This is a genomic window from Allobosea sp. GW823-FHT01F03 (assembly GCF_058798075.1).
Genome location: NZ_CM179505.1, coordinates 5,174,905 through 5,201,681, shown reverse-complemented (window position 1 = coordinate 5,201,681; position 26,777 = coordinate 5,174,905). Strand labels below are relative to the sequence as shown.

Here is a 26,777-nt window from a genome sequence, read left to right as displayed (position 1 = left end):
TCATTCCCGATGGTGCGCTGCGGCCTCGAGGCGCGCGCGGATGTCCTGACCCGGTTCGAGCCGGCGCACAAGTTCCGCCAGCGTCAGATGTGCGATCGGCTTGCCACGGGTGCTGCCGGCGAGGATGACGTCGTAGCCGGCCTCGCTGGCCAGGAGGGTGAGGTCGGCAGCGCCCTGGCGGGCGCAGGATTTGACGCAGCCGGAAAGATGCAGCGTCAGCCCCTCCGCCAGCAGGGGCGCCAGGACCTGCGACAGAGGTCCAGCATCAGCGAGCGTCGCTGCGGTGGCACGATCGCAGGCCGGCGCGCCGGCACAGGCCGAGACGGGGAGGCGCGGGTCGCTTGGCGAGAGCACGAGGCCTTCTTGTGCGAGGGCGGCAGCCAGCGCCTCGGCGGCGCTCGAAACCCCGCAGAAGCCGAGACCGCGCCAGGGCGAGAGCCGGATCTCTTCGATCGCGAAACGCTCGGCCAGCTCCGCGAGCCGTGCCAGGCTTGCGGCGTCGCCGCGGCCGAAGGGCAGGCCGGCGAGGACTGCGAAACGGTTGTCCCGCTCGGCGGCGACGCCAACCGGTGCAGGGAAAGGGCGCGCCGTGGGAGCCGGCATCGGAGCCAGGTCGCACACGGCGGCGAGCGCGTTCAGCGCCTCGTCGTCGAGCTCGCGCATGCGCCGGACCTCGCCGCTTCTGACGCGCGCCTCGGCGGTGAAGCCGGTGAGCAGCATCGCGGCGATCGCGGGCGCAGTTGCCGGATCGACCGGTCCGAACCAGAGCCCGCCCGGCAGGCCGAAGGCGACGGCCTCGATGGCGACGGCGCGCAAGCGCAGATCGGCCGCAAAATCGTCGAGCGCCAGAGCGCCGCCGCCATCGACCACGATCGAGAACTTGGCCGGCAACCCTGCGACGCGGCGGCCGGCGCTTTCCACTGCTGCGGCGAGGGCGGCAGTGTCGAGCAGCTCGCCCGCTTCACGGCCGGCGAGCGGCGAAGCCAGCACCAGTCGGTGCGGCCCCTCGCCCGTCGCCTCATCGACCAGCCCGGCGGCGAGCAGTTCCGCGACCAGTGCCGGATGTGTCTCTTCGCGCACGCCGCGCAGCTGGAGATTGCCGCGGCTCGAAATCTCGATCTGGCCATTGCCATGACGGGTCGCCAGTTCGCCGACGAATGCCAGCTGCGCCGGTGAAAGCGCTCCGCGCGGTGGATGCAGCCGCACCAGCCAGCCATCGCCGGTCTGCATCGGCCGCAAGGTGCCGGGACACCAGCCGCGTCGCATCGTTTCGGGCGCGGGCAGGCTCATTCCGCCGCCTCCCGCTCGGCGGCGAGCAGCGCCGTGGAGTTCAGCCGGCTGCGCCACAGCCCTCGCGTCTGCGCTTCGGCGAGACGCGAGCGGATCGAAGCGGCGGCCGGCGCGTTGACCGCCTCCAGCACCTGCCAGGTCGCGGCATTGCCGCAATAGGCCTGGAACACCGCATCGAACAGGGCGTCCGAGACGGCGTCCGTGCTCGCGGCATAGACGAAGAGCGCATCGACCGCCTCGGCGAGCTCGGCCGCCCCGCGCCAGCCATGGGCGAGATGGCCCGCGATCCAGCGGGGATGGCAGAGCCTGCCATGGACGATGCGCGAGACATCCTCGGCGAGCGTCCGCGCCTTCGGCGCCTGCGGATCGGAGGTGTCGAGGCTGTAGGTCACAGCCTCTCCGCCCAGCGCCTGCATTGCCGCGACGAAGCCGCCGATCGCATCGGCCGCGCTCGTCGCTTCCAGTATGTCGCGGCCGGCGGTGTCGCTGGCATGGATGAAGGCATCGGCCGCCGCGACCCTTGCCGCGAAGCCGATATCGGCCCGTCCTGATCCGTCCGCCCCGCCATAGGCATGGCTGCTGGCAGCGAGATAGGCCGCGCCGAGTTCGTCGCGCGAGCGCCAGTCGCCATCGAGCGCCCGGTCGGCCATGGCCGCGCCATAGCGGCCGGGCGCGGCGCCGAAGATCCGGCTGCCGGTCTCGCCGCGCCGGCGGGCGGCGGCCGGCTCGTTCCATTCCTCGGGCTCGTCGAGCGCCGCGACGGCTCTGGCGGCGGCGTCGAGCAGGGCGATCTGCGCCGGAAACGTGTCGCGGAAGGCACCGGAAATGCGGATCGTCACGTCGAGCCGCGGCTGGGCGAGCTTGGCCTGCGGCGTGATGGCGAAGCCCGTGACCCGGGTCGAGCCATGGTCCCAGACTGGCGAGACGCCCATCAGATGCAGCGCATGCGCTATGTCTTCGCCGCCGGAACGCAGGGTGGGAGAAGCCCAGAGATCCATGACGATCCGGCGCGGATAATCGCCCTCGTCCTGGAGATGGCGGGCGACCACGGCCTCGGCCGCCACCCCCCCCAATCGGGCGGCGGCGCGCGTCGGCACGGCGCGCGGATCGAGCGTCGAGAGGTTGCGCCCGGTCGGCAGCACGTCCGGCCGCCCGCGCTGCGGTGCGCCTGCCGGGCCGGGCGGCACGAAGCGGGCATCGAGGGCCTTCAGCAGGTTGCGACGCTCGTTAGCAGCCGATTCCGGATCGGCTTCCGAGCTGCCGAAGATGTGCAGGCCGTCGCGGAACTGCATCTCGGCGAGGTCGCAGAGATGGGCATCGAGCGCCGCGAGCGCGCTCGGCATGTCCTGGCCCGGCGTGACGCTGCAGGCGGCGGCGAGCCCGCTCGCCTGCGCCCGGTCGAGAATCTCGCGTGCCACGATCTCGGCGCGGCGCGGATCGAGCACCTGCGCCTGCGCATATTCCTCGACAAGGTCGCGCAGCAGGGCCGCCTCGCCGGCGGCCTCGCTCGCGGCGAGCGGCGGCGGCAGATGGCCGAGCGTCAGAGCCGAAAGCCGGCGTTTTGCCGGGGCGGCCTCGCCGGGGTCGTCGACGACGTAAGGGTAGATCACCGGCAGCGCGCCGATGGCGAGGCGCGGCCAGCATGCGGCCGAGAGCGCCACCGCCTTGCCGGGCAGCCATTCGGTCGTGCCATGGGTGCCGAGGTGGATCAGGGTGTCGACCCGCTCGATCTCCCGCAAGCCGAGATAGAAGGCGAGATAGCCATGGCCCGGCGGCGCATCGGGGTCGTGATAACGCGCTTTGCGATCGGGCGAGGCGTCGCGCGCCGGTTGCAGCGCGACGGCGAGCTTGCCGAAACGCACGAGCCGGAAGCGGAAGGCTCCGCCGCAGCAGGCGGGGTCGGCTTCGGGGGCGCCATGGCTGGCGAGAAGCGCGGCGCGGGCGGTGGCCGGAATCGTGGCGAGCCAGTTGCGATAGGCCGAGAGCGGAACGGCGAAGTCGGCGGGCCCCTCGGTGAGTGCGGACATCAACCGCCAACCCTCATCCTGAGGAGCGGCTGCAGGCCGCTCCTCAGGATGAGGGTTGAGGGTAGGGACGACGTCGCGGGCGACATCATACCCCGCCCCGGCCAGCAATTCCCGGATCGCCAGCGCGCTCGCTGGCGTGTCGAGGCCGACGGCGAAGCCGGCGCGGCCGCCGCGGGCGGGATAGTCCGACATCACCAGAGCGAGCCGCCGCTCGGCGGCCGGCTTGTGGCCGAGCGCCACCCAATTCGCCGCGAGCTCGGCGAGCGCGGTGACGCCGTCCGCATCGGGCGTGAGCCGGCGCAGGCTGAGGCCGGTCGCGGGATCGCTGACCTCCTGCTTGAAGGCGACCGGGATCGCGCCGAGCCTGCCGTCGAACTCCGGCAGCGCCGCCTGCATGGCGAGGTCGGCGGCGGAAAGCCCGCGTGGCGAGGCTTCCCAGGCCTCGCGGGCGCTGCCGACCGGCACGGCCTGCAAGATCGGACAATCGGCAGCGTCGAGCACGAAGCCCTCGCTCTCGCGGGCCGAGAAGGCGGTGCTGGTGATGATCAGCGCCGGCTTGCGTGCCGCGATCAGCTCGGCGAGCCCGGCCGCGACGGTGGCGTCCTTAAGGCTGGTCAGGGCGAGCGGAAGCGGGGAAAGGCCGCGCGCGGCAAGGGCTGCCGCGATCGCCTCGACCATCGCGGTGTCACCGGCGGTGACGCCGGAGCGATAGACGAGGACGGGCACGAGAGGCGTTTCGGCCGGCAGAGTGGCGAGCGCGGCGCGCCAGGGCAGGGGCGCGGCGTCGGGGCCGAGGGCGAAGAGCGGCGGGAGCGGGGCGGGAGCAACATCGGATATGTCGCGTTGCGCTTCCAGATAACCGTCGATACGCCCCAGCAGCCGCCGCATGTTCTCGGCACCGCCGCCGGCGTGGAAATAGCCCAGCAGCGCGCCCGCGAACGCAGGCGGCACCGTGCCATGGCCAGCCAGCCGCTCATCCTCCCGGTCGTCGCCGGGCAGCACGGCGAGAGCCACGCCGTTCTGCCGGCAGGCGGCGGCGACCTGCTCGATGCCGTAGCGCCAGCTGTCGAGCCCACCCAGGCAGCGCAGCAGCACGAAGCGCGAGCGGCTCAACGTCTTTTCGATCAAGAGGTCGATCGAGAGCGGATGCTTGCAGCGTCGCAGCGGCACGAGGCGAAGCGTGAATGCCGCGCCTCCTCCGTCATGCTCGCCCTTGTGGCGAGCATCCATGTCTTGAACACTGTCCGTGCCAAGGGAAGGCGTGGATGGTCGGGACAAGCCCGACCAGGACGAAGAGGCCGCCGCCACCGCCGAAAGATCGCTGTCGCTGAAGGAGAGAACGATGATGTCTCCCGGCGGCAAGGCGAGGTCGACGGCGTCTTCGCCGTCGTCGAGCCTCACCTCGCTGGTCGGAAGCAGATGCATCGCATCACTTTCTCAACATGATGTCCGGAAGGCGCGAGACCGCCGTCCGGACCTCATCGCTTTCAGCCCTTGAGGGCGGCCTCGACGGCGGAGCGGTCGAAGCCCTTGAGGCCGATGACGACGAGCCTGCCGTCACGGGCCTCGTCAGCCTCCCAGGCGCGATCGTAATGGTGGCCGATGCGTCGGCCGACGCCCTGCACGACGAGCCGCATCCGCTTGCCGGGGACGGCGGCAAAACCTTTCAGGCGCAGCACGCCTTCGGCCTCGGCGGCCTTGGCGAGGCGGGCGACGAGTTCCTCCGGCGAGCCGGCTTCCGGCAGCGGCAGGGCGACGCTGTCGAAATCGTCATGATCATGGTCCTCGCCCTCGCCATGATGCGAGGGGCGCGCCGCGAGGTCGGCTTCGGCGGCGGCGCCGAGCCCGATGATCAGGGCCGGCTCGACCTTGCCATGAGCGGTCTCGACCACCTTGATCGCCTTGGGCAGGTGCTCGGCGATCTCGGCCTTGACCCGCTCGCGCTCTTCCGCGTCGATGAGGTCGCTCTTGTTGAGCAGGATCAGGTCGGCGCAGAGGATCTGGTCCTCGAACACCTCCTCCAGCGGGTTGTCATGGTCGACCGACTGGTCCTGAGCCGCCTGTGCCTTCAGCGCTTCGGGATCGTCGGCGAACTGGCCCTCGGCGACAGCCGGCCCGTCGACCACTGCGATCACGCCGTCGACGGTGACGCGGCTGCGGATCGCCGGCCAGTTGAAGGCCTGGACCAGCGGCTTCGGCAGAGCCAGGCCCGAGGTCTCGATCAGGATGTGCTGCGGTGGGTTCGGCCGGTCGAGCAGCTTCTCCAGTGCCGGCACGAAGTCATCGGCGACGGTGCAGCAGATGCAGCCATTCGGCAGCTCGACGATGTCATCCTCCGAGCAGCCCTCGATGCCGCAGCCGGCGATGAAGGAGCCGTCGAAGCCGAGATCGCCGAATTCGTTGACCAGCACGGCGAGGCGCTTGCCGCCGGCATTCTCGAGCAGATGCCGGACGAGGGTCGTCTTCCCGGCGCCGAGGAAGCCGGTGATGATCGTGCACGGCACCTTGCCGAGCGTGGGGTTCTGGGGAGCGTTCATTGATCAGATCCTTGCTGGCGCGGCAGCGGAGGCACGCGCGCGACCACGCCCTTGCGGAACGAGGCGGGTCTTTCTTTCCAGGGAACGATGCCGTTGGCGCTGGCGGCAAAGCTCTGCGCCGCGCCGACGATCTCGTCGAGATGGCTGTCGGTGTCGAGGTCACCGATTAGATAGGTCCACTTGCCGTCGGCGGCGAGCGCGATGGTGCAGGGCCGCTTGCAGACGGCGAGGCATTCGACCTCGACGACGGCGACGCGGCTGCCGGCAAGGCGCGCGGCCAGGGCCGATGCGAGCTCGACGCCCGGCCGGTCATAGCCGTCAGGCAGATCGTCGCGCTGGCGCCGGCAGGCTGTGCAGACATGGATGGTGCAGCCCGGCTCCAGCCGGGCGATGGTCGCGAGGGCGAGATCGCCTTCGAGCATGAGACTGCTTCCTTGGACTGGCGCGGCCGTTTCCGGCCGCGCGAGGCGTCAGGCCGCCGCCGTGGCGGCGCTGCGGCGCGTGGCCCAGGGCCAGAGCACGCCGACGGCGAAGCCGGTGGCGAGCCAGAGCGCGGCCTGGATGGCGAGCGAGAGCGCCGCGAAATGCGCCGCGATCTCGGCGGGGACCCGGCTTTCCGGAGCGACCGGGTGCGGCGCGCCGATCAGATGCGGCAGCAGCAAAGCGAGCACGGCGAGCGCCCTTGCCCAGGAGGACTCGACCCGCAGGAAGACGAAGAGCGCGCCCGCGGTGACGGCTGCGGTCATCAGCCACCAGAGCTGCCGGTGCTGTAGCTCCGCCGCGGCTGCGCCCGGCAGTTCCGGCGCCAGCCCCATAGCCGGGGCGAGCCCGAAGGCGAGGAACCCGCAGACCGCCCAGGCCAGGGCCCGGCGCTCGTCGATCCGCTCGTTCGCCGCGATCATGCCGGCGAGCAACAGGGCGGCGAAGCCGATCGCGGTGCCGATCGTCACCAGGCTGGTGAAGGCGGTGCGCTGGAAACCGTCCTGCGGCTTCCATTCATGCTCGTCCCCATGCGCGGCCGGGCCGTGCGCGAGGTGGATGCGGGCTTCGCCGGTGAAGGCCGCCTGCATCGGTGCGGGCTGCGCGCGCAGCGCCGCCTCATAGGTCTCGGCCTTGAGGATGAGCGGCGTCGTGGTGACGTGCTGGAGCGCCGATATCAGCAGCCCAGCCAGAAGCCCGGCCAGAAGACTGACCGTGAGAACACGCGTGACCATTTGGCTTCCCCGTCAGTGGCAGGGGAAGGCGAGGCCGTGGCGGGCGTCATGCGCCGCATTGTGGACATTCGCGGAGGCCGCGAAGCCGACGGTGTAGACCAGCACGAAGCCGAGGATCAGCGCCGCGGCGACGGCTTTCGCACGCTCGGAGACGCTGGCCTGGCTGGAGACGGTAGCCGTATTCATCTTGGTTCACTTCCTGGCCACCCCACCGGCAGCCTGTTGGACGACATCGAAAGACGGCAGGTCTCCTGGCTCACGGCTTGGTGTCCTGCTCCGCCTTCCCGGGAAACCCAGTGGCCGATGGCGCAGGACGCGCCGCTTACAGTTGCGGGGGCAGCCGCGGCATCGCACCGCGTTCCCTTTTCACCTCGTCGCCGAGGCACCGTCGGGGATGATCATTAGCCATCCGGCGGGCGCTGTGCAATGCACTCACGTCATTCTCGGCCGGAAGCGTAGCGCAGAGCCGAGAATCTCCTGAAAGAGATGCTCGGCTCTGCGCCCGAGCATGACGCGGAGACCAAGACATGACCGTTCCCCCGCTCACCCTCGTCCTCGGTGGCGCCCGTTCCGGCAAGAGCCGCCATGCCGAGACGCTGATCGAAGCCCTGCCGGCTCCCTGGATCTACATCGCCACCGCCCAGGCCTATGACGAGGAGATGCGCGCGCGGATTGCCGAGCACCGGGCCCGCCGCTCGCCGGACTGGCGGACGATCGACGCGCCGATGGCGCTGCCCGAGGCTCTGCGTGCCGTTCCGCCCGGGCGGCCGGTGCTGGTCGACTGCCTGACGCTCTGGCTGACCAATCTCATCCTGGCCGAGCGCGATATCGCCATCGCCACAGGTGATTTGATGCTCGCCTGCCGCGAGGCGCAGGGGCCGATCGTGCTGGTTTCGAACGAGGTCGGCCTCGGCATCGTGCCGGAGAATGCGCTCGCCCGCCGCTTCCGCGACGAGGCCGGGCGGCTGCACCAGCGCCTTGCGAGTCAGGCGGAGCGCGTGGTCTTCATGGTCGCCGGTCTGCCGATGCAGGTGAAATAGCAGGGACGAAGCGATGACGATCGATGACGGTGGGGCCGCCCGCCACAAGGCGAAGATGGAGAAGCGCAAGGCGGTCCAGGACGCCGAGGTCGCCGGCAAGACGCTCGAGAAGGGGCTGTTGATCGTCAACACCGGACCCGGCAAGGGCAAGTCGACCGCCGCCTTCGGCCTGATCCTGCGGGCGCTTGGCCATGGCTGGCGCATCGGCGTCGTGCAGTTCATCAAGGGCGCCTGGTCGACCGGCGAACGCAAGGCGCTGGAGGCCTTCGGCGATCAGATCTCCTGGCATTCGATGGGCGAGGGCTTCACCTGGGAGACGCAGGACAAGGCCCGCGACATCGCCGCCGCGACCCGCGCCTTCGAGAAGGCGAAGGAGCTGATGGCCGACGAGAGCATCCGGCTCCTGGTCCTGGACGAGCTCAACATCGCCCTGCGCTACGACTATCTGCCGCTCGCCGAGGTCGTGGCGGTCTTGCAGGCGCGCCGGCCCGATCTCCACATCGTCGTCACCGGCCGCAACGCCAAGCCGGAGTTGATCGAGGCCGCCGATCTCGTCACCGAGATGACGTTGGTGAAGCACCATTTCGCCGCCGGCGTGAAGGCCCAGGAGGGGATCGAGTTCTGAGCGTCGCTCAGCCAGCCAGCACTGCGAGGCTGCCGAGCCCCGCCAGCCCCCACAGGATCAGGCAGGCTTTCCGGTAGAGCCCGAGCGCCCGCCGGATGTCGGCTGCCTTCGCCTCGGCCCGTCCGTCGCCCATCCAGCCATCCTCGACCCTGACCGCGCCATAGACGCGCGGCCCGGCGAGACGAAGCCCGAGCGCCCCCGCCATCGCCGCCTCCGGCCAGCCGGCATTGGGCGAGCGGTGGCGCCCTGCATCGCGGCGCACGGCGCGCCAGGCGGCGGAGGCATCGGCCTGCCGATCGAGCGCCGCTGCTGCGACCAGCAGCAGGGCGGTCAGCCGCGAGGCCGGCAGGTTGACGAGGTCGTCGAGCCGCGCCGCCGCCCAGCCGAAGGCGAGATGGCGCGGCGATTTGTGGCCGATCATCGAATCGGCGGTGTTGATCCCCTTGTAGAGGATGGCGCCGGGCAGGCCGCCGATGCCGAGCCAGAAGGCCGGCGCGACGATGCCGTCGGAAAAATTCTCCGACAGGCTCTCGATCGCGGCCCGCGCCACTCCGGCCTCGTCGAGGCTCTCAGGATCGCGCCCGACGATCATCGCGACCGCCTTGCGCCCGCCAGGAAGTCCATCCTTCTCGAGCCCCTCGGCGACGGCGGCGACATGCTCGTAAAGGCTGCGCTGCGCCAGCAAGGTCGAAGCGAGCAAAGCGAGCGGCAGCAGGGCAAAGGCACCCGCCAGGCGGCAGAGCCAGAGCAGGACGAGGCTCGCCACCAGCGTCACGCAAAGCAGGATGGCGAGTGCCGCGAGACCGGCGAGGCGCCTTCTGGAGAAGGCGGCGCTCTCGCGGTTCAGCCTGCGGTCCAGCGCCGCGATCAGCGCCCCGATCCAGGTGACGGGATGGCCGATCCATGCGTACAAGCGCGCCGGATAGCCGATCGCCGCCTCGATGATCAGGGCGGCGAGGAGCAGCGGCAAAGCGTCGGGGAAGATCATGGCGGACGGAGCGGGGACGGAAGGGGCGATCTGGCATGGCGGCGATCTCGCCACGGCCAAGGCGCTCTTTCACGATGCGCCGGAGCCCTGGATCGATCTCTCGACCGGTATCAACCCCTTCCCCTATCCGCTTCCGGCGCTGCCGTTAAGCCTCTGGCAGCGTCTGCCCGGGGGGCGCGAGGAGGCGGCATTGCTGGCGGCGGCAGGGCGCGCCTATGGCATGTTGCCGGCAAGCGCCATCGTCGCTGCGCCGGGCACGCAGATTCTGATCGAGCTCTTGCCGCGCCTCGCGCCGCAGGCGCGCGTGGCGGTGCTCGGGCCGACCTATGGCGAGCACGAGCTGGCCTGGCGGAAAGCCGGCTGCGAGGTCCGTGAGATCGCCGATCTCGCCGAGGCCGGCGCGGCTGATGTCGTGGTCGTGGTCAATCCCAACAATCCCGATGGCCATATTGTCGATCTGCCGGCGCTGACGGCCGTGGCAGGCAGTCTTGCAGCGCGCGGTGGCCTGCTGGTGATCGACGAGGCCTTCGCCGACTTCCAGCCCGGCGCCAGTCTCGTTCCGACCTTGCCGCAAGCGACGCTGGTGCTGCGTTCCTTCGGTAAGGCCTATGGTCTGGCCGGGGTGCGGCTCGGCTTCGCGATCGGCGAGAGCCGGCATGTCGAGGCGTTGCGCGGCATGCTCGGCCCCTGGGCGGTGGCGGGACCGGCACTCGAAATCGGCACTCAGGCGCTCGGCGATGCCGGCTGGCTCGCGGCGCAGGAAAAGGCCCGTGCCGCCGATGCGCGCCGGCTCGACGCCCTGCTCGCCAAATCTGGCCGCGTCGTCGGCGGAACCATACTCTATCGCCTGCTCGAGACATCCGCGGCGCCGGCCCTGTTCGAGCGTCTCGGGCGGGCGGGCATCTATGTCAGGCGCTTCCGGCATGATCCGTCGCGCCTGCGCTTCGGCCTGCCGGGCGACGAGCCGGGCTGGGTCCGGCTCGAGACCGTCCTCGGCGCCGAAGGCGACGGGCGTTGGTCGTAGCCGCGCTGCGCTCCCCCTGGGGTCGGCTCGCGGGCCAATCCGGAGCGCTATCCGTTGGCTGGCTGGGAGGCGCGGCCGATCGGGCAGGGTGCGATGGCGACGGGCGCGCGATCGCAGGCTATCGTCGCGGCTGTGCCCGATTCTGAATTCCCGGAGAAAACGACATGCAGCCTTGGCCGAAGCGGAACGCCCTGACCATCGGCTTCGCCCATGCCGCCTATGAGCTTCGCGACGAGTATCTGGCGCGGCACGGCGAGGCTGCGAGCTTCGAGGTGCGCACCGTCGATGAACTGAAGGCAAGGGCGCACGAAGCCGATGTGCTGGTCGTCTCCGGTCTCTGGCGCAACGAGATGCTCGATGGCGCCGGAAAATTGCGCTTCATCCAGTCTGTCAGTGCCGGCACCGACCAGTTCGACAAGCAGCGCCTCGCCGCCGGCGGCATCCGCCTCGCCAGTGGCCAGGGCAGCAATGAACGGGCTGTTGCCGAGCATGCGATGTCGCTGATCCTGGCATTGGCGCGTCAGCTCCATCTCGCTCGCGACAACCAGGCCAGGCATTTCTGGCGGCCGATGATCGGCGATCGTACCCGCCGTGAGGACGAACTCGGCGGCAAGACGCTGGTCGTGGTCGGGCTCGGCCGCATCGGCATGCGGCTCGCAGCCCTCGCCGGCGCCTTCGGCATGCATGTCATCGGCGTGCGCCGCCGCGGCGGCAGCGAGCCGGGGATCGAGAAGATCGTACCGCCGACCGAACTCGCTAGCGTGCTCGCCGCGGCGGATATCGTCGCGCTGACCTGCCCGCTCACGCCGGAAACCGAGGGGCTGATCGATGCTGCCGCGCTCGCGGCGATGAAGCCCTCGGCCTTTCTGATCAATGTCGCGCGCGGCCGTGTCGTCGACGAAGCCGCGCTGATCGCGGCCCTGGCGTCCGGCCGCCTCGCCGGCGCCGGCATCGACTGTGTCCATGAGGAGCCGCTGCCGGCGGATTCTCCGCTCTGGACCCTGTCCAATGCGCTGGTCACCCCGCACAGCGCCGGCGAGACGCGCGCCTATGAACGCAACATCGTCGACATGCTGCTGGAAAATCTCGGGCGCCTCGAGCGCGGCGACGCGGGGCTCCATAATCAGGTCGTTTGAGTCCTCCGTTCGCGGAGGCCGCCGCCCGGCATGTCGAGCGGAGTCGTCTTGCCGCCGGACGAGACAGCTCTGGTGGGCGCGCCGCCGCCCGGCCGCAGCCATCTCGTCTGACCGCGCCAGATGCCCGCGCAGGGGCGGCGGACCATGGGCGCCGGCAGGCGCCTGGGCTATGATCTGGCGGCGCAATATCGCGCATGGGACGATTCGCGCATGGCCGACCCGAATGACCGCGCGGACGAAGAGAACGAGCTGCCGCTTGCGACCAGCGTCGGCTACCAGCTGCGCATGGCACACCGGGCTTCGCAGCGCTATTTGCAGGAGCGGATCGAGCCGCACGGCGTCACGCTCGGCATGTGGTACTTCCTGCGCGCACTCTGGCAGGAAGACGGGCTCACCCAACGCGAGCTGTCGCACCGGATCGGCACGATGGAGCCGACGACGCTGAGCGCCATCGCCGGCATGGAGAAGAGCGGTCTCGTCCTGCGCGAGCGCAATGCCGCCGACCGCCGCAAGCTGCATGTCTGGCTGACGCCGAAGGGGCGGGCGCTGAAGGCGACGCTCATGCCACTGGCGGTCGGTGTCGTCGAGAAGGCGACGGAGGGGTTTTCTCCCGAGGATCGCGAGCGCTTCCTGGCCTATCTCGGCATGGTCCAGCGCAATCTCGCCGACCCCCGGATCGATCAGGATTCGGGCAAGGAATGATCGCGGCTGCCAATGGCCGCCGCGATCTCAGTCACCAGCGCGGGCGCGGGCCATAGGAGCCGTCGCAGCCGACCAGCGGTCCGCCCGGATAGTAGTCGTCGATGATGATGTCGGGCTGCGGACAGCCGGCTCGGCTGCGCGCCGCGCGCCGCTTCGGTGCCTGGTAGCTGTCACGCTCGGTCATCGCGGTCCGGGCGACAGGGCGCGGCGGCGCAGCCGGCATCGCCAGCGCAGGCGCCTCGGGACGGGCGGCGCGGGCGCGTTGCGGCGCAGGAGCCGGCACCGTGTTGGGCCGGTCCTCGCTCAGGCGGGGGCGCGGTGCCGGCAGCGGCTTGGCCGTGATGTCGCTGTCCTGCTTCTCCGCCGCGTTCGGCGAGGAAACCGCGACGACGACATCCTCCGCGGTGGCACGCACCAGCTTCGAGACGCCGGTGTCGAGCGCGATGGTCCGGAACGGCGTGCTGCCGCAGCCGCCGCAGCGGCTGGGATCGAGCGGCACGAGGTCGACGCGGGCCTTGCCGGTGTCGCCGCTCTGGCCCTCGCCTGTGGCGCGGGCCGCGATCACGATCTGGGCGGCTTCCTCGAGCTGCTGCTCGATCAGCGCGGTGCGCAGGCCGCGTGCCCGGCGGTAATTGACGACCTCGTCGCCGCCGGAGACCAGGATCGCGAAGGCGGCGCCCTTCGGCACATTGCCACGGAACTCGTTGCGCAGGCGGCCGATGGCGCGCTGGGCCTCGGAGGTGACCTCCCAGCTGCCCGGCGCGAAGGGGATCGCGCCTGTGGTCATGATTTCACGGGCCGCCTGCACGACACCGAGGGTGATGGTGCGGGCCGAGAATTCCAGGCGCAGCGACTGCGGCCGTTCCGTGATCTTCGGCGCGCCGGCGGGCGCCGTTTCCATGAAGTTCGGCATCGGGTTCGCGGCTGCACCGTCGCGGTCGGGCTGGGCGAGCGCTGCGCCGGCCGAGATGATGATGGCGAGGGCGGCGACGGCGAGGCTGCTGCGGCGGCTTCCGCCGGGGATGCGGGTCGTGGCGGCAAGGTCGGTCTGGAAGCCCATTGCGGGTCTCCTCATTGAGTGGCGAGCACGTTGTCCGGTCCTTGGCCGGCTCTGGGCTGCTTTCGCCGGTGGCCCTGAGAGCGGCCGATGCGAAATCGCAGATGTGTCGTTCCACGAAAAATGCGGGGCCCCGCGAAAAGTCACCAGAAGCGTGCAAGGCTCTGGCAACGCCATTGCTGCGTCCGCTCCGCGTCGGGCTGGTCGTCGCTTTGTCGAGGCAATATGACTATACGACAAGTCAACCTGGGGGAACCGATCGTGAAGATCGCAGATCATGACCACGAAAGCGCCGCGCTTCATCAGAACATGACGCGCCGGACATTTGGCGGATTGTTCACGGCTCTGCCTCTTCTGGCTTCCGTGCCGGCGCTGGCGCAGACCGATCAGGCCGCCACTAATATTCTGCGCTCCCTCGCGCCCCATGACCGCAGCCCCGGCCGGCGCAGCGCACCGGTGACCCGTCGCATCCGCACCCGCTCCTACGGCGAGGTCGAGATCGATCTGAGCCGTCGCGTCGAGGTCACGGTGTTCTTCGCCAATAATTCCGCTGCCCTGCGCCCGGGCGCGCAGCAGGCGCTGTCGCGTCTTGCGGTGGCGCTGCGCGATCCGATCTTGGCCGATCAGCGCTTCCTGATCGCCGGGCATACCAGCCAGGACGGCGATTACGACCACAATGTCGCCTTGTCCCAGGATCGCGCGGCCTCGGTCCGCAACTGGCTGATGGGCTATGGTGGCGTCGACGGCGGCCGCTTGCAGCCGCACGGCTTCGGCCCGGACATGCTGCGCAATCCGCGCAACCCCTATTCGCCGGTCAATCGCCGGGTGGAAATCATCGCCATCACCGGCTGATCTGCCGGTCGCCTTCTCGCTTCAACCGCCTGCCTCCAGGGGTAACCACCATGGCCTTCTTCAAGCGTCTCATGCTCGGCCTCGCTCTGCTGCTCTCATGCGCAGCCGCCGCCAGCGCCCAGTCGACCAATTCCCGCATCAATCTGCTGGTGATGTCGGATGATGCCGATCCCGATACGGTTCCGCGCAATAACCGCATCTTCAACCGGGTGCAGCTCCAGCTCTCGGAATATCTCAACACCCGCGGCTTCCAGGTCTATGACGAGACCAGCCTGGCCCTCGGCATCACGCCGACCGGCCGCGTCCGCCGCCGCGACGCCGAGCTGATCGAGATCGCGCGGGCGGTCTCGACCCCGATCGACGCCATGGTCGTCTATCAGATCTACGCTTCGGCGCGCCGTGCGGGCGCCGCCGACATCCGCTACCCCGAGATCCGCATCGCCGGCCGCGTGCTGAACGTGCGCAGCGGCCAGTTCATTGCGGCCTTCGAGGTCGGCGGCTTCCAGCTGCCGGCGCTGCCCAATCCTTGCGGCGCCGAATGCCTGCTCGAGACAGTCGGCACCCATTCTCGCGTCCTGGCGACCGATCTCGGCGCCGCGATCGCGCAGAAGCTCGAAGGCTTCGCCCGCCAGCCCGGCATTGCCGGCGGTGGCAAGGACGGCGTCGGCGGTGGCGTCGCCGTGGCCCAGGGCGATGGCTGCGCCAATCTCCCGACCGATTTCGAGATCCAGCTGCGCGAGTTCACCACCTCGGAAGTCGACCGGATCGAGAGCGAGTTCGTGCGCTGGGGGTGCTATCGCAGCCACCGTACCGTGCGGATGACCGGCAACTCGGCCGATTTCTTCTACAGCACCTCGTCGGACTCGGCACGCCTGACCCGCAATTTCCGTCTGATGATGGAACTCGTCGGCCTCAACGGGCAGATTACCTTCGCCGGCAATCGCCTGATCGTCAGCAAGGTCTCGACCCGCTGACAATCTGACTGAAATAGCAGCCGGGTAACCATTATTGCCGGCGTTGCTATAAGAAAATGCCACCCGGTCGACAGGGGCCGGGTGGCTTGTTATTTTAAATGTGGCAGAAATTAGCATTGTGGACGGCGCAGGCGGAAGGGCTGGGTTTCCGCTCCTGATGATCGTGTTCGATGCTGGATGCGGGCAATTTGCAAATGGATTGGGGCATCGACCCGGCACGGGTCGCGGAGATCGGCACCATTGCCTCTTCGCGCCGTTTCTCCGCCCGGGACACTGAGAAGTTCGTTCTCGCTATCACCGGCGGCGGCTCGGAAAACGCCGACCTGCCGCTCTGGGACATGTTGCAGGTGCTGTTCGCGCTGGGGGCGTTGACCGCCGGCCCGCGCATGCCGGCCCGCGACGCGGCCATAGGCTGCCTGCTCGACGAGGCTGGCATCCTCCTCCGGCCGCTGCGGCAGGAGAAGTCCGTCGGCGTCGAGCTGGCCGGCGCCGCGATCGAGGCCTCCGCGACCGAGGTCGTCCTGTCGTATGGCGCCGGCAAGACCCGCTCTTTTTCCTGGAGCCGGATCAGGCGGGCGCTCGGCCTGGCCGATTTCCTGTTCGCAGCGGAGGCGGATGAGCGCTCCGAAGGCGGCCTGGCCGCCCTGCGCAACGCGCTCGATGCGATCTTCGCCCTGCCCGCCTTCGATGAGGACGGGCTGAAACGGGCGGTACAGGAGCCGGCCCGCTTCATGCGCGCCTGGCGCCGGCGCCATTTGCCGCTGCTCGCCTTCGCCGACCTGATCCGTCAGCGCGAGGCCTTCCTCAATGCCAGCGGCCGGCGCGAGCGTCAGCGCGAATTCGATCCCGACGATCTCGTCTCGCTCTGGAGCTTCGCACTGCTGCATGGCGAGACCTGGAGCTTTGCCCGCTTCGCCGAGCGCTTCAGCGCGCTGATGCGCGAGGAGCGCTCCAGTGTCGGCCGGCGCGATTTTATGGCTCCGGCCTCGATGGATGCGCTGATGGCGCGGCAGCCTTCGGAGAACCCGGAGGAGGCGCTGATCGCCTGGCTCGATCAGCAGGCGCTGATTGGTGAGCTCGAGCCCGAGGATCTCGACGAGGAGGCCGATGACGAGCCCGAGGAGGAGGACGAGGACGGGGCGGTGCGCGAGCGGGTCTACGCCGCGCTGATGCGCCTGCCGGCCGATCCGAAATTCCTCAACAAGGAGGAACGCGAATCCATCGGCCGGGCCATCGCGCTCCTGCCGATCGCGCATGAGCAGCCGCTGACCTTGGCGCGCTCGCGGGCGGTTGCGCCCTGGGAGAACCGGCTGGTCGAAGCCAGCCGCCGTGTCGCCGGCTCCAATCGCGGGCAGGTCGACCAGAGCCCAGAGCCCTTCGACTATCCCGGTATCGCCGGGGCGCTGGCGGCATTGGGCAAGCGCTTCGACGAACTCCTGCTGATCGGCGTCGCGCTCGATGCGCTGGAGGGCCCGGCCGGCGCTTCGGTCCGAGCCGAGGGACAGAAGGTGCTGCGGCGCTGGCGCCATGATCGCGCCAGTTTCCGCATCGACGATGCGAAACTGGCGCTGACCTTCGCAAGGCATGGTGGAGCACTGAGAACCGTGGCGGGAGCCCTGCAGCGGATCATCAGGCAACAAAGGCGCTTCGGCGAGACGGTCGACCTGGCTGCCCAGGCCGCGCTCGACGAGGCGCGCTTCACCGAAGTGTTTTCGCAGCGCTATCAAGGGCGGTTGAAACGGCCATGACAGATTTCGCTACCCAGGCTCCGATCGAGGATGATCCGCTGATCGGCCGCGCGACCGCCCGGTTGGTCCTGGCCGCGCTGGCCAGCACCGAGGCCGAGGAGACTGCGGCTGCGAGCATTAGCCGTGCCGATCTCTGGGCTCATGCCCGCCGGGTCAAGGGCGATCCCGTCAATTTCGCCGCCGAGCGCGCCATCCGCACCGATCCCGAGGCGGCAAGGCTCTATCGCCGCCTGCTCTCCTTCCAGGCGGTGGCGCGTAGCGAGCTGGCCGCCGCCGCTTATGACAGCAGCGCGACCCACCGGCGCATCGGCTCCTTCGAGCTCGACGTGATCGAGGAGGACGATGCCCCGCCGGCGCTGGTCATCCAGTGCCTGTCGGACTCGGTGCCGGCTCCGACCATGATCGAGGTGGTCTCGATCGAGGGTGTCGTCCGTCTGGCTTTGCCGGCGCCGGTCGACAAGCACATCGTCATCGATCTGCCGCGCCAGGACGCCGAGCGCGATCTGCTGCGATTGATGCTCGCCAACCCGCTCGCGGGCGTTTATCTGCTGTAACGTCAAGCAGGTGCCGCGAGAGGCGGCGGGTCTAGGCTTGGCTTCCGTTACGGCGGCGTCTGGCGAGAGAGGGAAATGGCTTCAGGAGATCAGAACGTCAGGCGTTCCGGCGTCTTCGTCGTCGTGCCCACCACCGACCAGCCCATCATCCTGAAGAAGCTTGCCTGGTCGGCGCGCGTGCCAGTCTCGCGGGTCGTGCTCGCGACCGAGAGTTCCGAGGTCTGCGAGCCCTGGAGCACGCAGTACAGCAATCTCCTGCGCCCCGGGGAGCCGCTGCGCCAGATTCTCGGCCTGCCGGATGGCGGCAGCTATCGTCTCGCCGCGTCCGGCGCGATCGACCAGGGCAAGAGCTGGATGGTTCCGACGCTGGCCGCGCATTGCGCGCTCGCCCATGGCGAGGCGGTGACGCACAAGGCCGCCGAAGCCAGGCTGCTGATCTGGGGCACCGGCGCGATCGACCTGTCCGTCGCCGACACCGCCGCGGAGGCGCGCGTCACCCAGCAGGAATACCATCTCACCACGAAGATCGACCGCTCGCGCCATCTCTTCGCCGAGGCCGAGCATGGCGCGATCCCGGTGCTGGCCTTGGTGCCGCATGGCGACGAGGCCGAGCGCGCGGCCGGCATTCTCGGCAAGATCCTCGGCAATCAGCCGCATCACATCGCCATCGTCGCTTCGCTCGCCGACATAGTGGCGCCGATCGAACTCTATCTGCGCTCCGGCTCCTTCCAGCCGCAGGCGGTGGCGCCGGAGCCGGCGCAGCCTGCCGCTCCGGTCTCGGCCTCGATGGCGCTGAAGCCGTTCGAACCCGCGCCGGCGAAGCAGCCGCCACAGCCTGCTTCTGCCGCCGAGCCTGCTGGTCAGGCAGCCCCGCAATCACGCCCGGCCGCCGAGGCGCCCATCAACACCTCTGAGCCGGCAGCCGCGCCGTTCTCCCGGGGCTCGGTGCTGGGTGAGAAGCCGTCGCGTTCCTCCTCTTCGCGGCTGCCGCTGGTCGCGGCGGCCGTGGTCCTGCTCGCCGGTGGTGCCGGTGCGGCCTGGTATGCGCTGCGCGACCCTGGCGCTCGTGGGCCCGACCAGGCCCCGCCGTCGCTGACGCTTTCCACGCCTCCGGCCGGACCGAGTGGCCAGGCCGGATCGAGCCAGCTCCAGACGGGGCCGCAGGGTTCGGCGCCGCAGGGTTCGGTGCCTGCGGCGGCAGTCTCCGGCCCGGCGCTGGCGCGGCTGGTCATGCTGTCACCGCCGGCCGGCAGCAGCTGCGATGCGCAGGTCTACGAGCTGACCCCGCGCTACAGCGAGTCGGCGATTGATGTCGCGGAGGCAACCAGCCTCCAGATCGACGCACAGGAGATCTGCGGACTGGCGCTCGAGCCGGTCGCGCCGGCCAAGGGCAAGTTCCAGCCCGGGACCGGGCCCGCGGTCGTCGCTTCGAAGTCGAGCGCCACCCGCCTCGTGTTCAACCCCACGGCGATCCGCAGCGGCATCACGGCCTTCCCGGTCATCCGGATCGAGGAGCCGAAGCCGCTCTCGATCGAGATCAAGCGCCGCTGAGCGGGTCAGAGCCGCGATTGCCCCGGGCCCCCGGCCCGGATTGCGTGACCTGCACCGCCTGAGCGCTGCCGGTCACCTTCCGTCTTCCCCGAAATCCCTGCCCGAAATCCCTGCCCAAAATCCCTGCCCAAAATCCCTGTCCTGAATCCCTGCCACGGCCATCCTGCCCCAGCCCGGGCGATGGCGCAGGGGGGCGTTACAGCCCCGCCCGCGTCAGCCCGCGCCACAGCCCCCAGGGCGGTGGGTCGCTGGTCGGGGAGAGCTGGCGGATCGCGGCCAGGCGCCCGGCGATCAGCGCGATCGCGATCGAGGGCAGCGCCATCAGCATGTGATGCGAAGTCGCCGCCGCGATGAAGGTCATCGGCTGGCCCATCACCGGCAGCAGGCCGAGCGCATTGCCCCAGGAAATGCTCCAGTGCAGCGCGAAGATGGTGACGATGCCGACCAGCACGATCGCCATGCCCTTGTTCGCGCCCTCCTGGGCCGCGCCCATGGCGCGCTCGCGCATCAGCCCGATAGCGAGCGCCAGCAGGCCGAAGACGGTGACGACCTGCGCGGCGAGCAGCGCGAGGCCGGCCGGCAGCCCGAAACGGACCATCAGGAAGGTGGCGATGAAGTCGTTCTGCACCACCGGCACGCGCACGAGATCGCTGACGGTGAAGCGGCTCGCCGTTTCGTCCTCGATCTCGCTCTTGCGCTCGGCGATCGGCGTCGCGCGCGCACCGGGCAGCATGGCGCAGAGCGAGACCGGCGAGGGCGGCAGTTCGTCGAGGGCCCGGCGGACTTCCGGCGGCGTCTTGTCGAGCCCGAGATCGAGTCTCGCCAGCGTGCAGGGCATTTCGGCGAGCGCCACCTTGGATTGCAGCAGCTGGAAGCCGAGATCGCGGTGCATCACGTCGGGATTGCGGGCCTCGCCGGTGGCGGCGCCGCGCAGCCTGGCATGGTCGAGATCATACCAGGTCAGGAGCCGTTCGGCCGGGACACGGAAGGCACCGCCGCGTGCCTTCTCGAGCACGTCGATCGCGGCGATGCGGTCCTTCGGCAGGCTCCATTGCCCGGAAATCGCATAGGTGACAAGGCCGGGGAAGGCGTAGATCAAGGCGGCATTGATGCCGAGCAGGATTACCAGCACCAGCGCCAGCACGCCGCCGCGCGGCCAGCCGAGCTTGCGGACCTTGCGCTGCGGCGCATCGGCCCGGCGCAGGAAGACGCGGGTGATCTCGAACAGACGCTTCAGCGTGCTCGGCAGCAGGAAGGCGAAGGCCAGCACCACCGTGGTGATGATGATGATCAGCGCCGGCGAGTAGTCGCTCTTCAGGAACGGGATCGCCGTCAGGAACAGGATGAAGACCAGGACCGTCGCCAGGCTGACGCCGAGCCAGGAGATGTAGTGGCGCTGGTTGTAGAAGAAGTCGATCCGCGAGAAGCCGAGGAAGATATGCGCTAGCACCAGCACGAGCGCGATCTTGCCGAGCTCGACCGGCTGGAAGCCCGCCACACCGGTCTCGGTGCCGAGCACGCCCCAGGCGATGAAGGCGACGAGGATCAGCACGGCGGGGATGGCGCGCAGCAGCTGGTCCTTGAAGCCGACGCCCATGAAGAAGGAGCGCGGCAGGGCGGCGATGGAACGCTGCGGCTGCAGGGCGACCACCACCGCGACGACCGGGATCAGATCGAAGAACAGGAGCTTGTTCTTCTCGGCATGGATGGTGAAGTCGGTCTTCTCGGCGTCGATGCCGAGCGCCAGCAGGGTCAGGCTGCCGAGGCAGCACAGGCCGAGCAGGCCGAGCCAGGCGACGCGCATCGGCGTGGTGAAGCGCGGCCCGACCATCAGCAGCAGGCAGGCGATGGCATAGGCCAGGATGGTGGCGTGCAGCGCGCCTTCATAGGAGATCGAGGCGCCGCCGAGCCGCGACAGTTCAGGCGCCAGCACCAGCATCGTCGTCGCGGTGATGAAAGCGGTGGAGCCGAGCGCGCCGACCAGCCTGACCAGAATGGCGCTGCGCCGGAAGGCGCTGGCCTGATGCATCGCCGACAGGATGCCGAAGATGGCGAGGCCGAGCGTCAGCAGCAGGCGAACGATTCGCTCGACGCCGTTGAGCGAGCTGAGCGGGTTGCCGAGCTCCGCCCCGGACATCGGCTGGCGCGGCGGCGTGATCACCGGCCGCACGCTCTCCGTCGTCGAGGCTGCGCGCAGCTGCTCGGCTTCGGCCGGGTCGAAGCGGTGGGTCTTGCTGAGCGGGGTCAGCCGCAGCGGCAGGCGGCCGCCGACGTCATCACCGATCTCGACCGCATAGCGGGTGCGACCGATGATCAGATGGCTGAGGCGGGCGGGCCCGTCCGGATCGAGCTCCCAGGCGATGTCGCCGAAATCGGTGACACGCTGATTGCCGCGCGCGAAGACCACCGGCGGGCGTGGCGCATCGACGGCATCGCCCGGCGCCAGAAAGAAGCCGCCGCCGCGCGCTACGATGGTCAGCGCCTTGAAGGGCAGGGCGCCAGCGGCGACATGGGCTTCGTCCCTGACCGAGCAGGTCAGGCGTCCGCCGATCTGGGCGATGCGATCCTCGCCGCGCTCGTCAGTGGCGATCAGTCCGGTCACGACTTCGCGGATGCGGTCGGCCGCGCCACGCGGCTGGCAGACCGGCAGGGCATTGCCGTCGAGCCGCAGCGCCGTGACCGGGCCGGTGCGCTGCACCGTCAGCTTGCGGCCGGGGCCGGGCTTGCCGGCCTCGGTCAGGGTTAGCTGCAGATTGCCCGGGCTGGCCTCGTCGACGGCGATCGTCAGCGCGCCGGCGGCGATGCGGTCGCCGGGCTGGAAGCGCCAGCGCGCCGAGAAGCTGCCCGAGCCATTGGCGTAGTCGAGCCAGAGCCGCCGGCTGTTGGCGACGTTGCGGATGTTGACCCGCCCGTCGGGGAGGCGGGTGAAGGCGACATGGCGCGTTTCGGCGGAGTCGAAGCGCTGCGGCTGCAGCAATTCGCGCCGGCCGATCGCGACGGTCTCGCCGCGCGCCAGGGCCAGGTCGAGCCGCTCCAGGCTGACCACCGGTCGCGCCGTCTCGATCAGATAGCTCGTATTGTGCCACCAGAAGCCGAGCAGGGCGAGGCAGGCGGCGAGCAGGACGAGTCCGGTCACCGCGCCGCCGGTCGAGCCGAGGCGGATGCGCGGCAGACGGAAGGGGCGGAGTTGGAGCCAGCGGCCGAGGAGCTGGCGCAGCGCGGTCGTTTCGCTCACTTCTTGTCTCCGAGCGCGGCGACCTTGCCGAGCAGCCCGGCCATCAGCCGGCCGCAGGCGCGTCCGCCGGTTTCCCGCGTATGCGAGACCAGGCAGGTGAAGGCGACGCGCTTCCTGCCGGCGACATCGTTCATCCAGCCGGCGAACCAGGCCGAGTTCATGCCGTCGGTGGTGTCGGCGGTGCCGGTCTTGCCGTAGATGCGGCGCCTTATTTCCGGCGGCAGGCTCGCCATCACGCCGGCCGCCGTGCCGCCCGGCGCGTTGACCACGCCGAACAGGCCGCGCTGGGCGCCATCGAGGAAGGGCTCGGCCTGGCGCGGATCCATGCCGGGGATGACCGGCTGGCCCTCGTTCGGCTGGGGCGTCTCGGCGACGTCGCTGACCGGCTTGAGCACGCGCGGCCGGATCACCTTGCGGGCGCCGAGCGAGCCGTAGATGGACGCCATCGCGATCGGGGTGGCGCGCACGCCCTGGCCGTAGGAGTTCGTCACGAGGTCGATGCGCCTGGCGTTGCGCTTGTCCTCGACGGCGAGGTCGAGCGCCTCGCCCGTCAGGCGCTGCGCGCCCGGCACGATCCCGCGCGTCAGGTCGACGCCGGGCTGGGCGAGCTGACCCGGCTGGGTGATCGGGTAGAGGTGCTCGGTCATGCGGGCGAGGACCGTGCCGGTGCGGGACGGGACCGTGCTCGGCCGGCCGCCGACCTTGCTGCCGTCCATGGTCAGCGCCACGCCGGCGAACCACAGGTTCGACGACTTGATCAGGGCTTCGCAGAAGCCGATCTGCGCGCCGCGTCCGCCATCCGGGCAACCGGTCTGCGACGGCGCCAGGATTCCGACATTGAAGCCCGCGCCGCCATAGTTGGCGATCTGCACGCCGTCGACGTTGAGCGTTCCGCCGCCGGGAATGCCGAAGATCTGCGCCTGCTGCCCCGGCGGGGTCCGGCCCATGATGATGTCGGCGAGGCGGGGCTGCTCCTTCAGGGCGAGGATGCCGGCGAGACCGGTGACCAGCTTGAAGGTCGAGCCCGGCATGGTGTGGACGTCGCCGGCGCGCCAGCCATGGCCGGCGAGCGGGGAATCGCTGTCGCGGCCGGTCGAGAGCGCCTGAATGTCCCAGCTGTGCATGCCCGGCACGAAATCCGGCCAGCTCGCCATGCCGAGCACGGCGCCCGGCTCGTCGCCGGCGTCCATCAGCAGCACGACGGCGCGGCCGTCGCCCTGGTCTGGCGGTTCCTGCTCGGGCGGCAGGTTGACCGGCAGCGGCCCGGGCTTGCGCGGGCGCTTGCCGCGGGCGATGCGTTCGCCCATCTGCGTGTAGACCGCTTCCTGCACCAGCTTCTGCAGGCGCGGCTCGATGGTCAGGACGAGATTTTCGCGGGTCCGGGCGCGGCCGAGAGCGGCCGAGAGCGAGCCGACATCGCCGGCGCCATAGCCGATCATCGCGGTCAGGCCGAGCTCGTCGACGATCGGCAGCGGCACGCCATTGGCGTCGAGCGCCGGCGTACCGTCGGCGAAGGCGAGGGCGCGGCCGGCGCCGCTGCGCCGCTGGGTGACGGCGCCGCGCCAGCCGAGCTCGCAGACCAGCTTGGCCTTGGCGCGCTCGCAATCGGCCTCGATATGCGATGAGCGCCAGAGCTTGACCTTGCCGTCCTCGGCCTGCGCCGTCGTGCCGCCGAGGATCTCGCGGGCCCGCGGCGGCACGGCGCGCACCGGCGAGCCTTCGACGGTGATCTCGGTCTCGCGCCGGCGCTGGCCGGTGATGGTGAAGCGCCAGCCATGCGGCAGGCCCTGCGCGGCTTCCTCGGCGCAGGTCGCGAAATCGTCGCTGTCGGAGCAGATCCGCTCAGCCGCGATGCTCATCCCGGCGAGGCGCACGATCTGCTGGTCGCGCTTGGGGTCGAGATTGGCCCGCTCATTGCCGACGACGATGCGGCTCGGCTCCAGGATCATGTCGACGGTGATGCGCCGCCCGCCCGCCGGCAGGCGGGAGGAGAGGGCGAGCCGATCGTCGCGCTCGCGCAGGGGGCCGAACAGCGCCCAGTCCGAGAGCTGGTTGGCACGGCGGGTGGCGAAATCGGAGAAGTCGCGCGGCGGCGGCACCGCGTTCGGCATCACGTTGAGCGGCGCGGCGAGATCGGTGGTCTGGGCGACGCGGGCGGTCCAGCTCGAGGGCCGGCAGCCGGCCGGCACCACCGGCAGGGTCAGCGGCGTGCCGTCGGCGCAGCGCCGGTCGGGGGCGCGGTCGTCGCGAGCGGCGGCGATCAGGAAGGAGTTGTTCCAGGCCAGCATCTCGGAGCGGATCTGCTGGCCGGCCGGCAGGTTGCAGAGCCGGTCGAGCAAGGTGCGCGAGAATTCCTTGGTGCCTTGCGGCGTCGCCACGGTCAGCGACGGGTCGTAGAGCGCTTCGCAGGGCTGCGAACGGATCGTCGGCCCGGCCGGGTCGAGCCAGATCAGCCCGGTCGAGACGGCCTGCATGAACAGGTCCTCGTTCGAGCGGCTGGTTTCGGTGAAATCGGGCTGCTTGATCCAGGCCCGGCTGGCGGCGAGTTCCCCGATCAGCCCGCCCGAAAGCCAGAGGAAGCCGGCGATCGTGACGAGCCCGACCGCGAGTGCGGCCAGGCTGCGCTTGAGGCCGCGGAAAAGCGGATGGCTCATGGCATCGCCCCCCGAAGCTCCACCACCAGCGGCCCGAGCACGAAGGGGCCGTTGGCGGGGATGGTGCAGGTGCCGGCAGCTTGCGCCTTGCGCTCGCCGAGAATCCAGATGTCGCCGGCCGATTGCACGGCGACGCCGCCCGGCACCGCGGCGATGAAGCCGACCGGGTTGTGATCATAGAGATTGTCGAGACGCTCGACCACGCCGGAGCCGAACTGCACCCGCACGGCTTCGCCGAGCCAGTCGAAGCTGCCATAGCCGCGCGCGGACTGGTCAGGGCCGAAGGAGATCGCGGTCTGCTCGCGCGGCAGGGCGATATAGCCGAACTCGCCTTCCTCCAGCATCAGCACCGAGCGGCGGCGATTGTCGAAGCCGATGCTTTCGGCCCGGAACTCGCCGCCGGCGCGGCTGTAGCGCAGTTCGCGGCGGTCATAGCGGCGGGCATCGCGCCCCTGCACTACGATGCTGTCGCGCGGGGCGAGCATGGCCGAGGACAGCAATCGCCCGCCATGGCTGCGCTCGACCCAGTAGCGCGCCATGCGCCGGCCGCCGAAATTCTCGGGGATGGCGAGGCCGAGCACGGCCAGGTGCGGGCCCTTGGGCGGCTGCTGGTGCAGGCGGCAGGGGCGGCGATCGAGGGTGACGTCGACGACGCCGAGCGAGACGCGGCCGGTCTGCGGGCGGATGCCGAGGATCTCGAAACGGGCATCGATGCCGCCCTGCGTCGGTGTCGCCAGCGTCTCGACCTGGATTGCCTGCGCCCGCGCTTCCGGCGTCTGCGGCAGGGCGATGAGCAGCGGCAGGCCGCCGGCATCGCGCGCCGAGGAATCGACCGGGTAGCGGCCGAGGAAGAAGATCGTCCCGGCCGGCAGGTCGGGATGGACCGCCGGGGTCAGCATCTCGCTGCGCGAGAAGGCGAAGCGCGACTGGCCGGGATAGAGCCCGCCGGCGGTGTTGGCGCCGATGATCGGCTGACCGATGGCGATATCGGCGTTCTGCTTGATGATCACCTCGCCATGCGGCAAGAGCCCGCCCTGCGGCGGCGCGTGCACGCCATGGCCGAAATAGACCGCGACCGGCGCCGCCGCGTGCAGGCTCTGCTCGACATGGATGGTGACGCCGACATCCGGATCGATCACGTCGCGGAAACGCTGCTCGATCCGGTCGGCGAGGAAGCGGCCGAGTTCCTGCGCGCCGGGCAGGGCCTCGGCGGTCAGCACCACGATCGAGGTGAAGGGGATGTCGATCGGCTGCGGCCCGCTGCCGCCGTCGATCAGGGCGATGCCGCGATTGCGGTCGATCAGATCCTCCAGCGAGAGACGCGCATCCTTGGTCGGCTGCCCCGCCTGGGTCAGGGCGAAGACCGGCTTGCGCCAGAGGTTTTCGATGCCGGGCATCGGTTCGCCCGGCTCGCCGGCGACGGCGCGCAGGCAGGTCAGCCTGCGGGGATCATGCATTACCAGGTCCATCAGGTCGGGCAGGGCCATGGCGTCAGCTCACTCGGCGTAGGAAGGGCTGGAAACAGGTGGAAGCGCAGCGCGGGAGCGAGGCCAGCTCGCACTTGCGGCG

At 70.1% G+C, this 26,777-nt stretch carries 21 protein-coding genes and 1 riboswitch; of the genes, 10 read left to right on the top strand and 11 right to left on the bottom strand.

Annotation, left to right across the window (positions count from 1 at the left end):
• The 6 genes from cobG to AC3RCC_RS24820 form a co-directional block, all read right to left on the bottom strand.
• Complete coding sequence (gene cobG / locus AC3RCC_RS24845) at window positions 1-1,290, bottom strand: precorrin-3B synthase (protein ID WP_492256926.1); 1,290 nt, start codon at window positions 1,288-1,290, stop codon at window positions 1-3.
• Window positions 1,287-4,742 carry a cobaltochelatase subunit CobN gene (cobN, locus tag AC3RCC_RS24840; protein WP_492256925.1) on the bottom strand — a complete coding sequence of 1,152 codons (3,456 nt, stop codon included), beginning with the start codon at window positions 4,740-4,742 and terminating at the stop codon, window positions 1,287-1,289. Before cobN ends, cobG begins: the two co-directional genes overlap by 4 nt.
• 62 nt (window positions 4,743-4,804) lie before the next feature.
• On the bottom strand, window positions 4,805-5,854 hold the full coding sequence (cobW, locus tag AC3RCC_RS24835) for a cobalamin biosynthesis protein CobW (protein WP_492256924.1): 1,050 nt from the start codon (window positions 5,852-5,854) through the stop codon (window positions 4,805-4,807).
• Entirely contained in the window at window positions 5,851-6,276 is a 426-nt protein-coding gene (locus tag AC3RCC_RS24830) for a DUF1636 family protein (RefSeq protein WP_492256923.1), read from the bottom strand. Before AC3RCC_RS24830 ends, cobW begins: the two co-directional genes overlap by 4 nt.
• Window positions 6,277-6,324: 48 nt before the next feature.
• Complete coding sequence (locus AC3RCC_RS24825) at window positions 6,325-7,068, bottom strand: CbtA family protein (RefSeq protein WP_492256922.1); 744 nt, start codon at window positions 7,066-7,068, stop codon at window positions 6,325-6,327.
• 12 nt (window positions 7,069-7,080) lie between these two features.
• A complete protein-coding gene (locus AC3RCC_RS24820) occupies window positions 7,081-7,254 on the bottom strand; it encodes a CbtB domain-containing protein (RefSeq protein WP_291636049.1) in 174 nt (57 codons plus the stop codon).
• 38 nt (window positions 7,255-7,292) lie between these two features.
• Window positions 7,293-7,472, bottom strand: a riboswitch (cobalamin riboswitch).
• 123 nt (window positions 7,473-7,595) lie between these two features.
• Between AC3RCC_RS24820 and cobU the strand changes: the two genes are divergently transcribed.
• Complete coding sequence (gene cobU, locus AC3RCC_RS24815; RefSeq protein WP_291646371.1) at window positions 7,596-8,108, top strand: bifunctional adenosylcobinamide kinase/adenosylcobinamide-phosphate guanylyltransferase; 513 nt, start codon at window positions 7,596-7,598, stop codon at window positions 8,106-8,108.
• Window positions 8,109-8,121: 13 nt separating this feature from the next.
• Window positions 8,122-8,733: a cob(I)yrinic acid a,c-diamide adenosyltransferase gene (gene cobO / locus AC3RCC_RS24810; RefSeq protein ID WP_492256921.1), complete on the top strand. Its 612-nt coding sequence runs from the start codon at window positions 8,122-8,124 to the stop codon at window positions 8,731-8,733.
• A 7-nt stretch (window positions 8,734-8,740) separates the two neighbouring features.
• Here the strand turns inward: cobO and cbiB are convergent, their stop codons facing one another.
• Complete coding sequence (cbiB, locus tag AC3RCC_RS24805; RefSeq protein ID WP_492256920.1) at window positions 8,741-9,721, bottom strand: adenosylcobinamide-phosphate synthase CbiB; 981 nt, start codon at window positions 9,719-9,721, stop codon at window positions 8,741-8,743.
• On the opposite strand from cbiB, the gene cobD reads away from it, so the two are divergent.
• From cobD to AC3RCC_RS24790, 3 genes are all read left to right on the top strand, one after another.
• Window positions 9,720-10,745: a threonine-phosphate decarboxylase CobD gene (cobD, locus tag AC3RCC_RS24800; protein ID WP_492256919.1), complete on the top strand. Its 1,026-nt coding sequence runs from the start codon at window positions 9,720-9,722 to the stop codon at window positions 10,743-10,745. The genes cbiB and cobD overlap by 2 nt on opposite strands.
• Window positions 10,746-10,909: 164 nt before the next feature.
• Complete coding sequence (locus tag AC3RCC_RS24795) at window positions 10,910-11,881, top strand: D-2-hydroxyacid dehydrogenase (RefSeq protein ID WP_492256918.1); 972 nt, start codon at window positions 10,910-10,912, stop codon at window positions 11,879-11,881.
• Between the two features lie 210 nt (window positions 11,882-12,091).
• Window positions 12,092-12,583 carry a MarR family winged helix-turn-helix transcriptional regulator gene (locus AC3RCC_RS24790; protein WP_291646376.1) on the top strand — a complete coding sequence of 164 codons (492 nt, stop codon included), beginning with the start codon at window positions 12,092-12,094 and terminating at the stop codon, window positions 12,581-12,583.
• A gap of 31 nt (window positions 12,584-12,614) precedes the next feature.
• Here the strand turns inward: AC3RCC_RS24790 and AC3RCC_RS24785 are convergent, their stop codons facing one another.
• Complete coding sequence (locus tag AC3RCC_RS24785; protein ID WP_492256917.1) at window positions 12,615-13,643, bottom strand: hypothetical protein; 1,029 nt, start codon at window positions 13,641-13,643, stop codon at window positions 12,615-12,617.
• A gap of 87 nt (window positions 13,644-13,730) precedes the next feature.
• Between AC3RCC_RS24785 and AC3RCC_RS24780 the strand changes: the two genes are divergently transcribed.
• The 5 genes from AC3RCC_RS24780 to AC3RCC_RS24760 all read left to right on the top strand — a co-directional run bounded on the left by AC3RCC_RS24780 (window position 13,731) and on the right by AC3RCC_RS24760 (window position 19,319).
• Window positions 13,731-14,492, top strand: coding sequence for an OmpA family protein (locus AC3RCC_RS24780; protein ID WP_492256916.1), 762 nt, complete (start codon window positions 13,731-13,733; stop codon window positions 14,490-14,492).
• Window positions 14,493-14,542: 50 nt separating this feature from the next.
• Window positions 14,543-15,466, top strand: a complete 924-nt coding sequence (locus AC3RCC_RS24775; protein WP_452119488.1) for a hypothetical protein — start codon at window positions 14,543-14,545, stop codon at window positions 15,464-15,466.
• 194 nt (window positions 15,467-15,660) lie between these two features.
• On the top strand, window positions 15,661-17,214 hold the full coding sequence (locus AC3RCC_RS24770) for a hypothetical protein (protein ID WP_291636069.1): 1,554 nt from the start codon (window positions 15,661-15,663) through the stop codon (window positions 17,212-17,214).
• Window positions 17,211-17,768: a hypothetical protein gene (locus tag AC3RCC_RS24765; RefSeq protein ID WP_291636071.1), complete on the top strand. Its 558-nt coding sequence runs from the start codon at window positions 17,211-17,213 to the stop codon at window positions 17,766-17,768. Before AC3RCC_RS24770 ends, AC3RCC_RS24765 begins: the two co-directional genes overlap by 4 nt.
• 75 nt (window positions 17,769-17,843) lie before the next feature.
• The gene (locus AC3RCC_RS24760) at window positions 17,844-19,319 is read left to right on the top strand and encodes a hypothetical protein (RefSeq protein WP_492256915.1); all 1,476 of its coding nucleotides are present in this window, start codon (window positions 17,844-17,846) and stop codon (window positions 19,317-19,319) included.
• Between the two features lie 196 nt (window positions 19,320-19,515).
• Here the strand turns inward: AC3RCC_RS24760 and AC3RCC_RS24755 are convergent, their stop codons facing one another.
• From AC3RCC_RS24755 to AC3RCC_RS24745, 3 genes are read right to left on the bottom strand one after another with little or no spacing between them, the layout of a single operon-like run.
• Complete coding sequence (locus tag AC3RCC_RS24755; protein WP_492256914.1) at window positions 19,516-22,554, bottom strand: hypothetical protein; 3,039 nt, start codon at window positions 22,552-22,554, stop codon at window positions 19,516-19,518.
• Window positions 22,551-25,208 carry a penicillin-binding transpeptidase domain-containing protein gene (locus AC3RCC_RS24750; protein ID WP_492256913.1) on the bottom strand — a complete coding sequence of 886 codons (2,658 nt, stop codon included), beginning with the start codon at window positions 25,206-25,208 and terminating at the stop codon, window positions 22,551-22,553. The genes AC3RCC_RS24755 and AC3RCC_RS24750 overlap by 4 nt, the downstream gene beginning before the upstream one ends.
• On the bottom strand, window positions 25,205-26,695 hold the full coding sequence (locus AC3RCC_RS24745; protein WP_492256912.1) for a hypothetical protein: 1,491 nt from the start codon (window positions 26,693-26,695) through the stop codon (window positions 25,205-25,207). The genes AC3RCC_RS24750 and AC3RCC_RS24745 overlap by 4 nt, the downstream gene beginning before the upstream one ends.
• Window positions 26,696-26,777 lie beyond the last annotated feature (82 nt).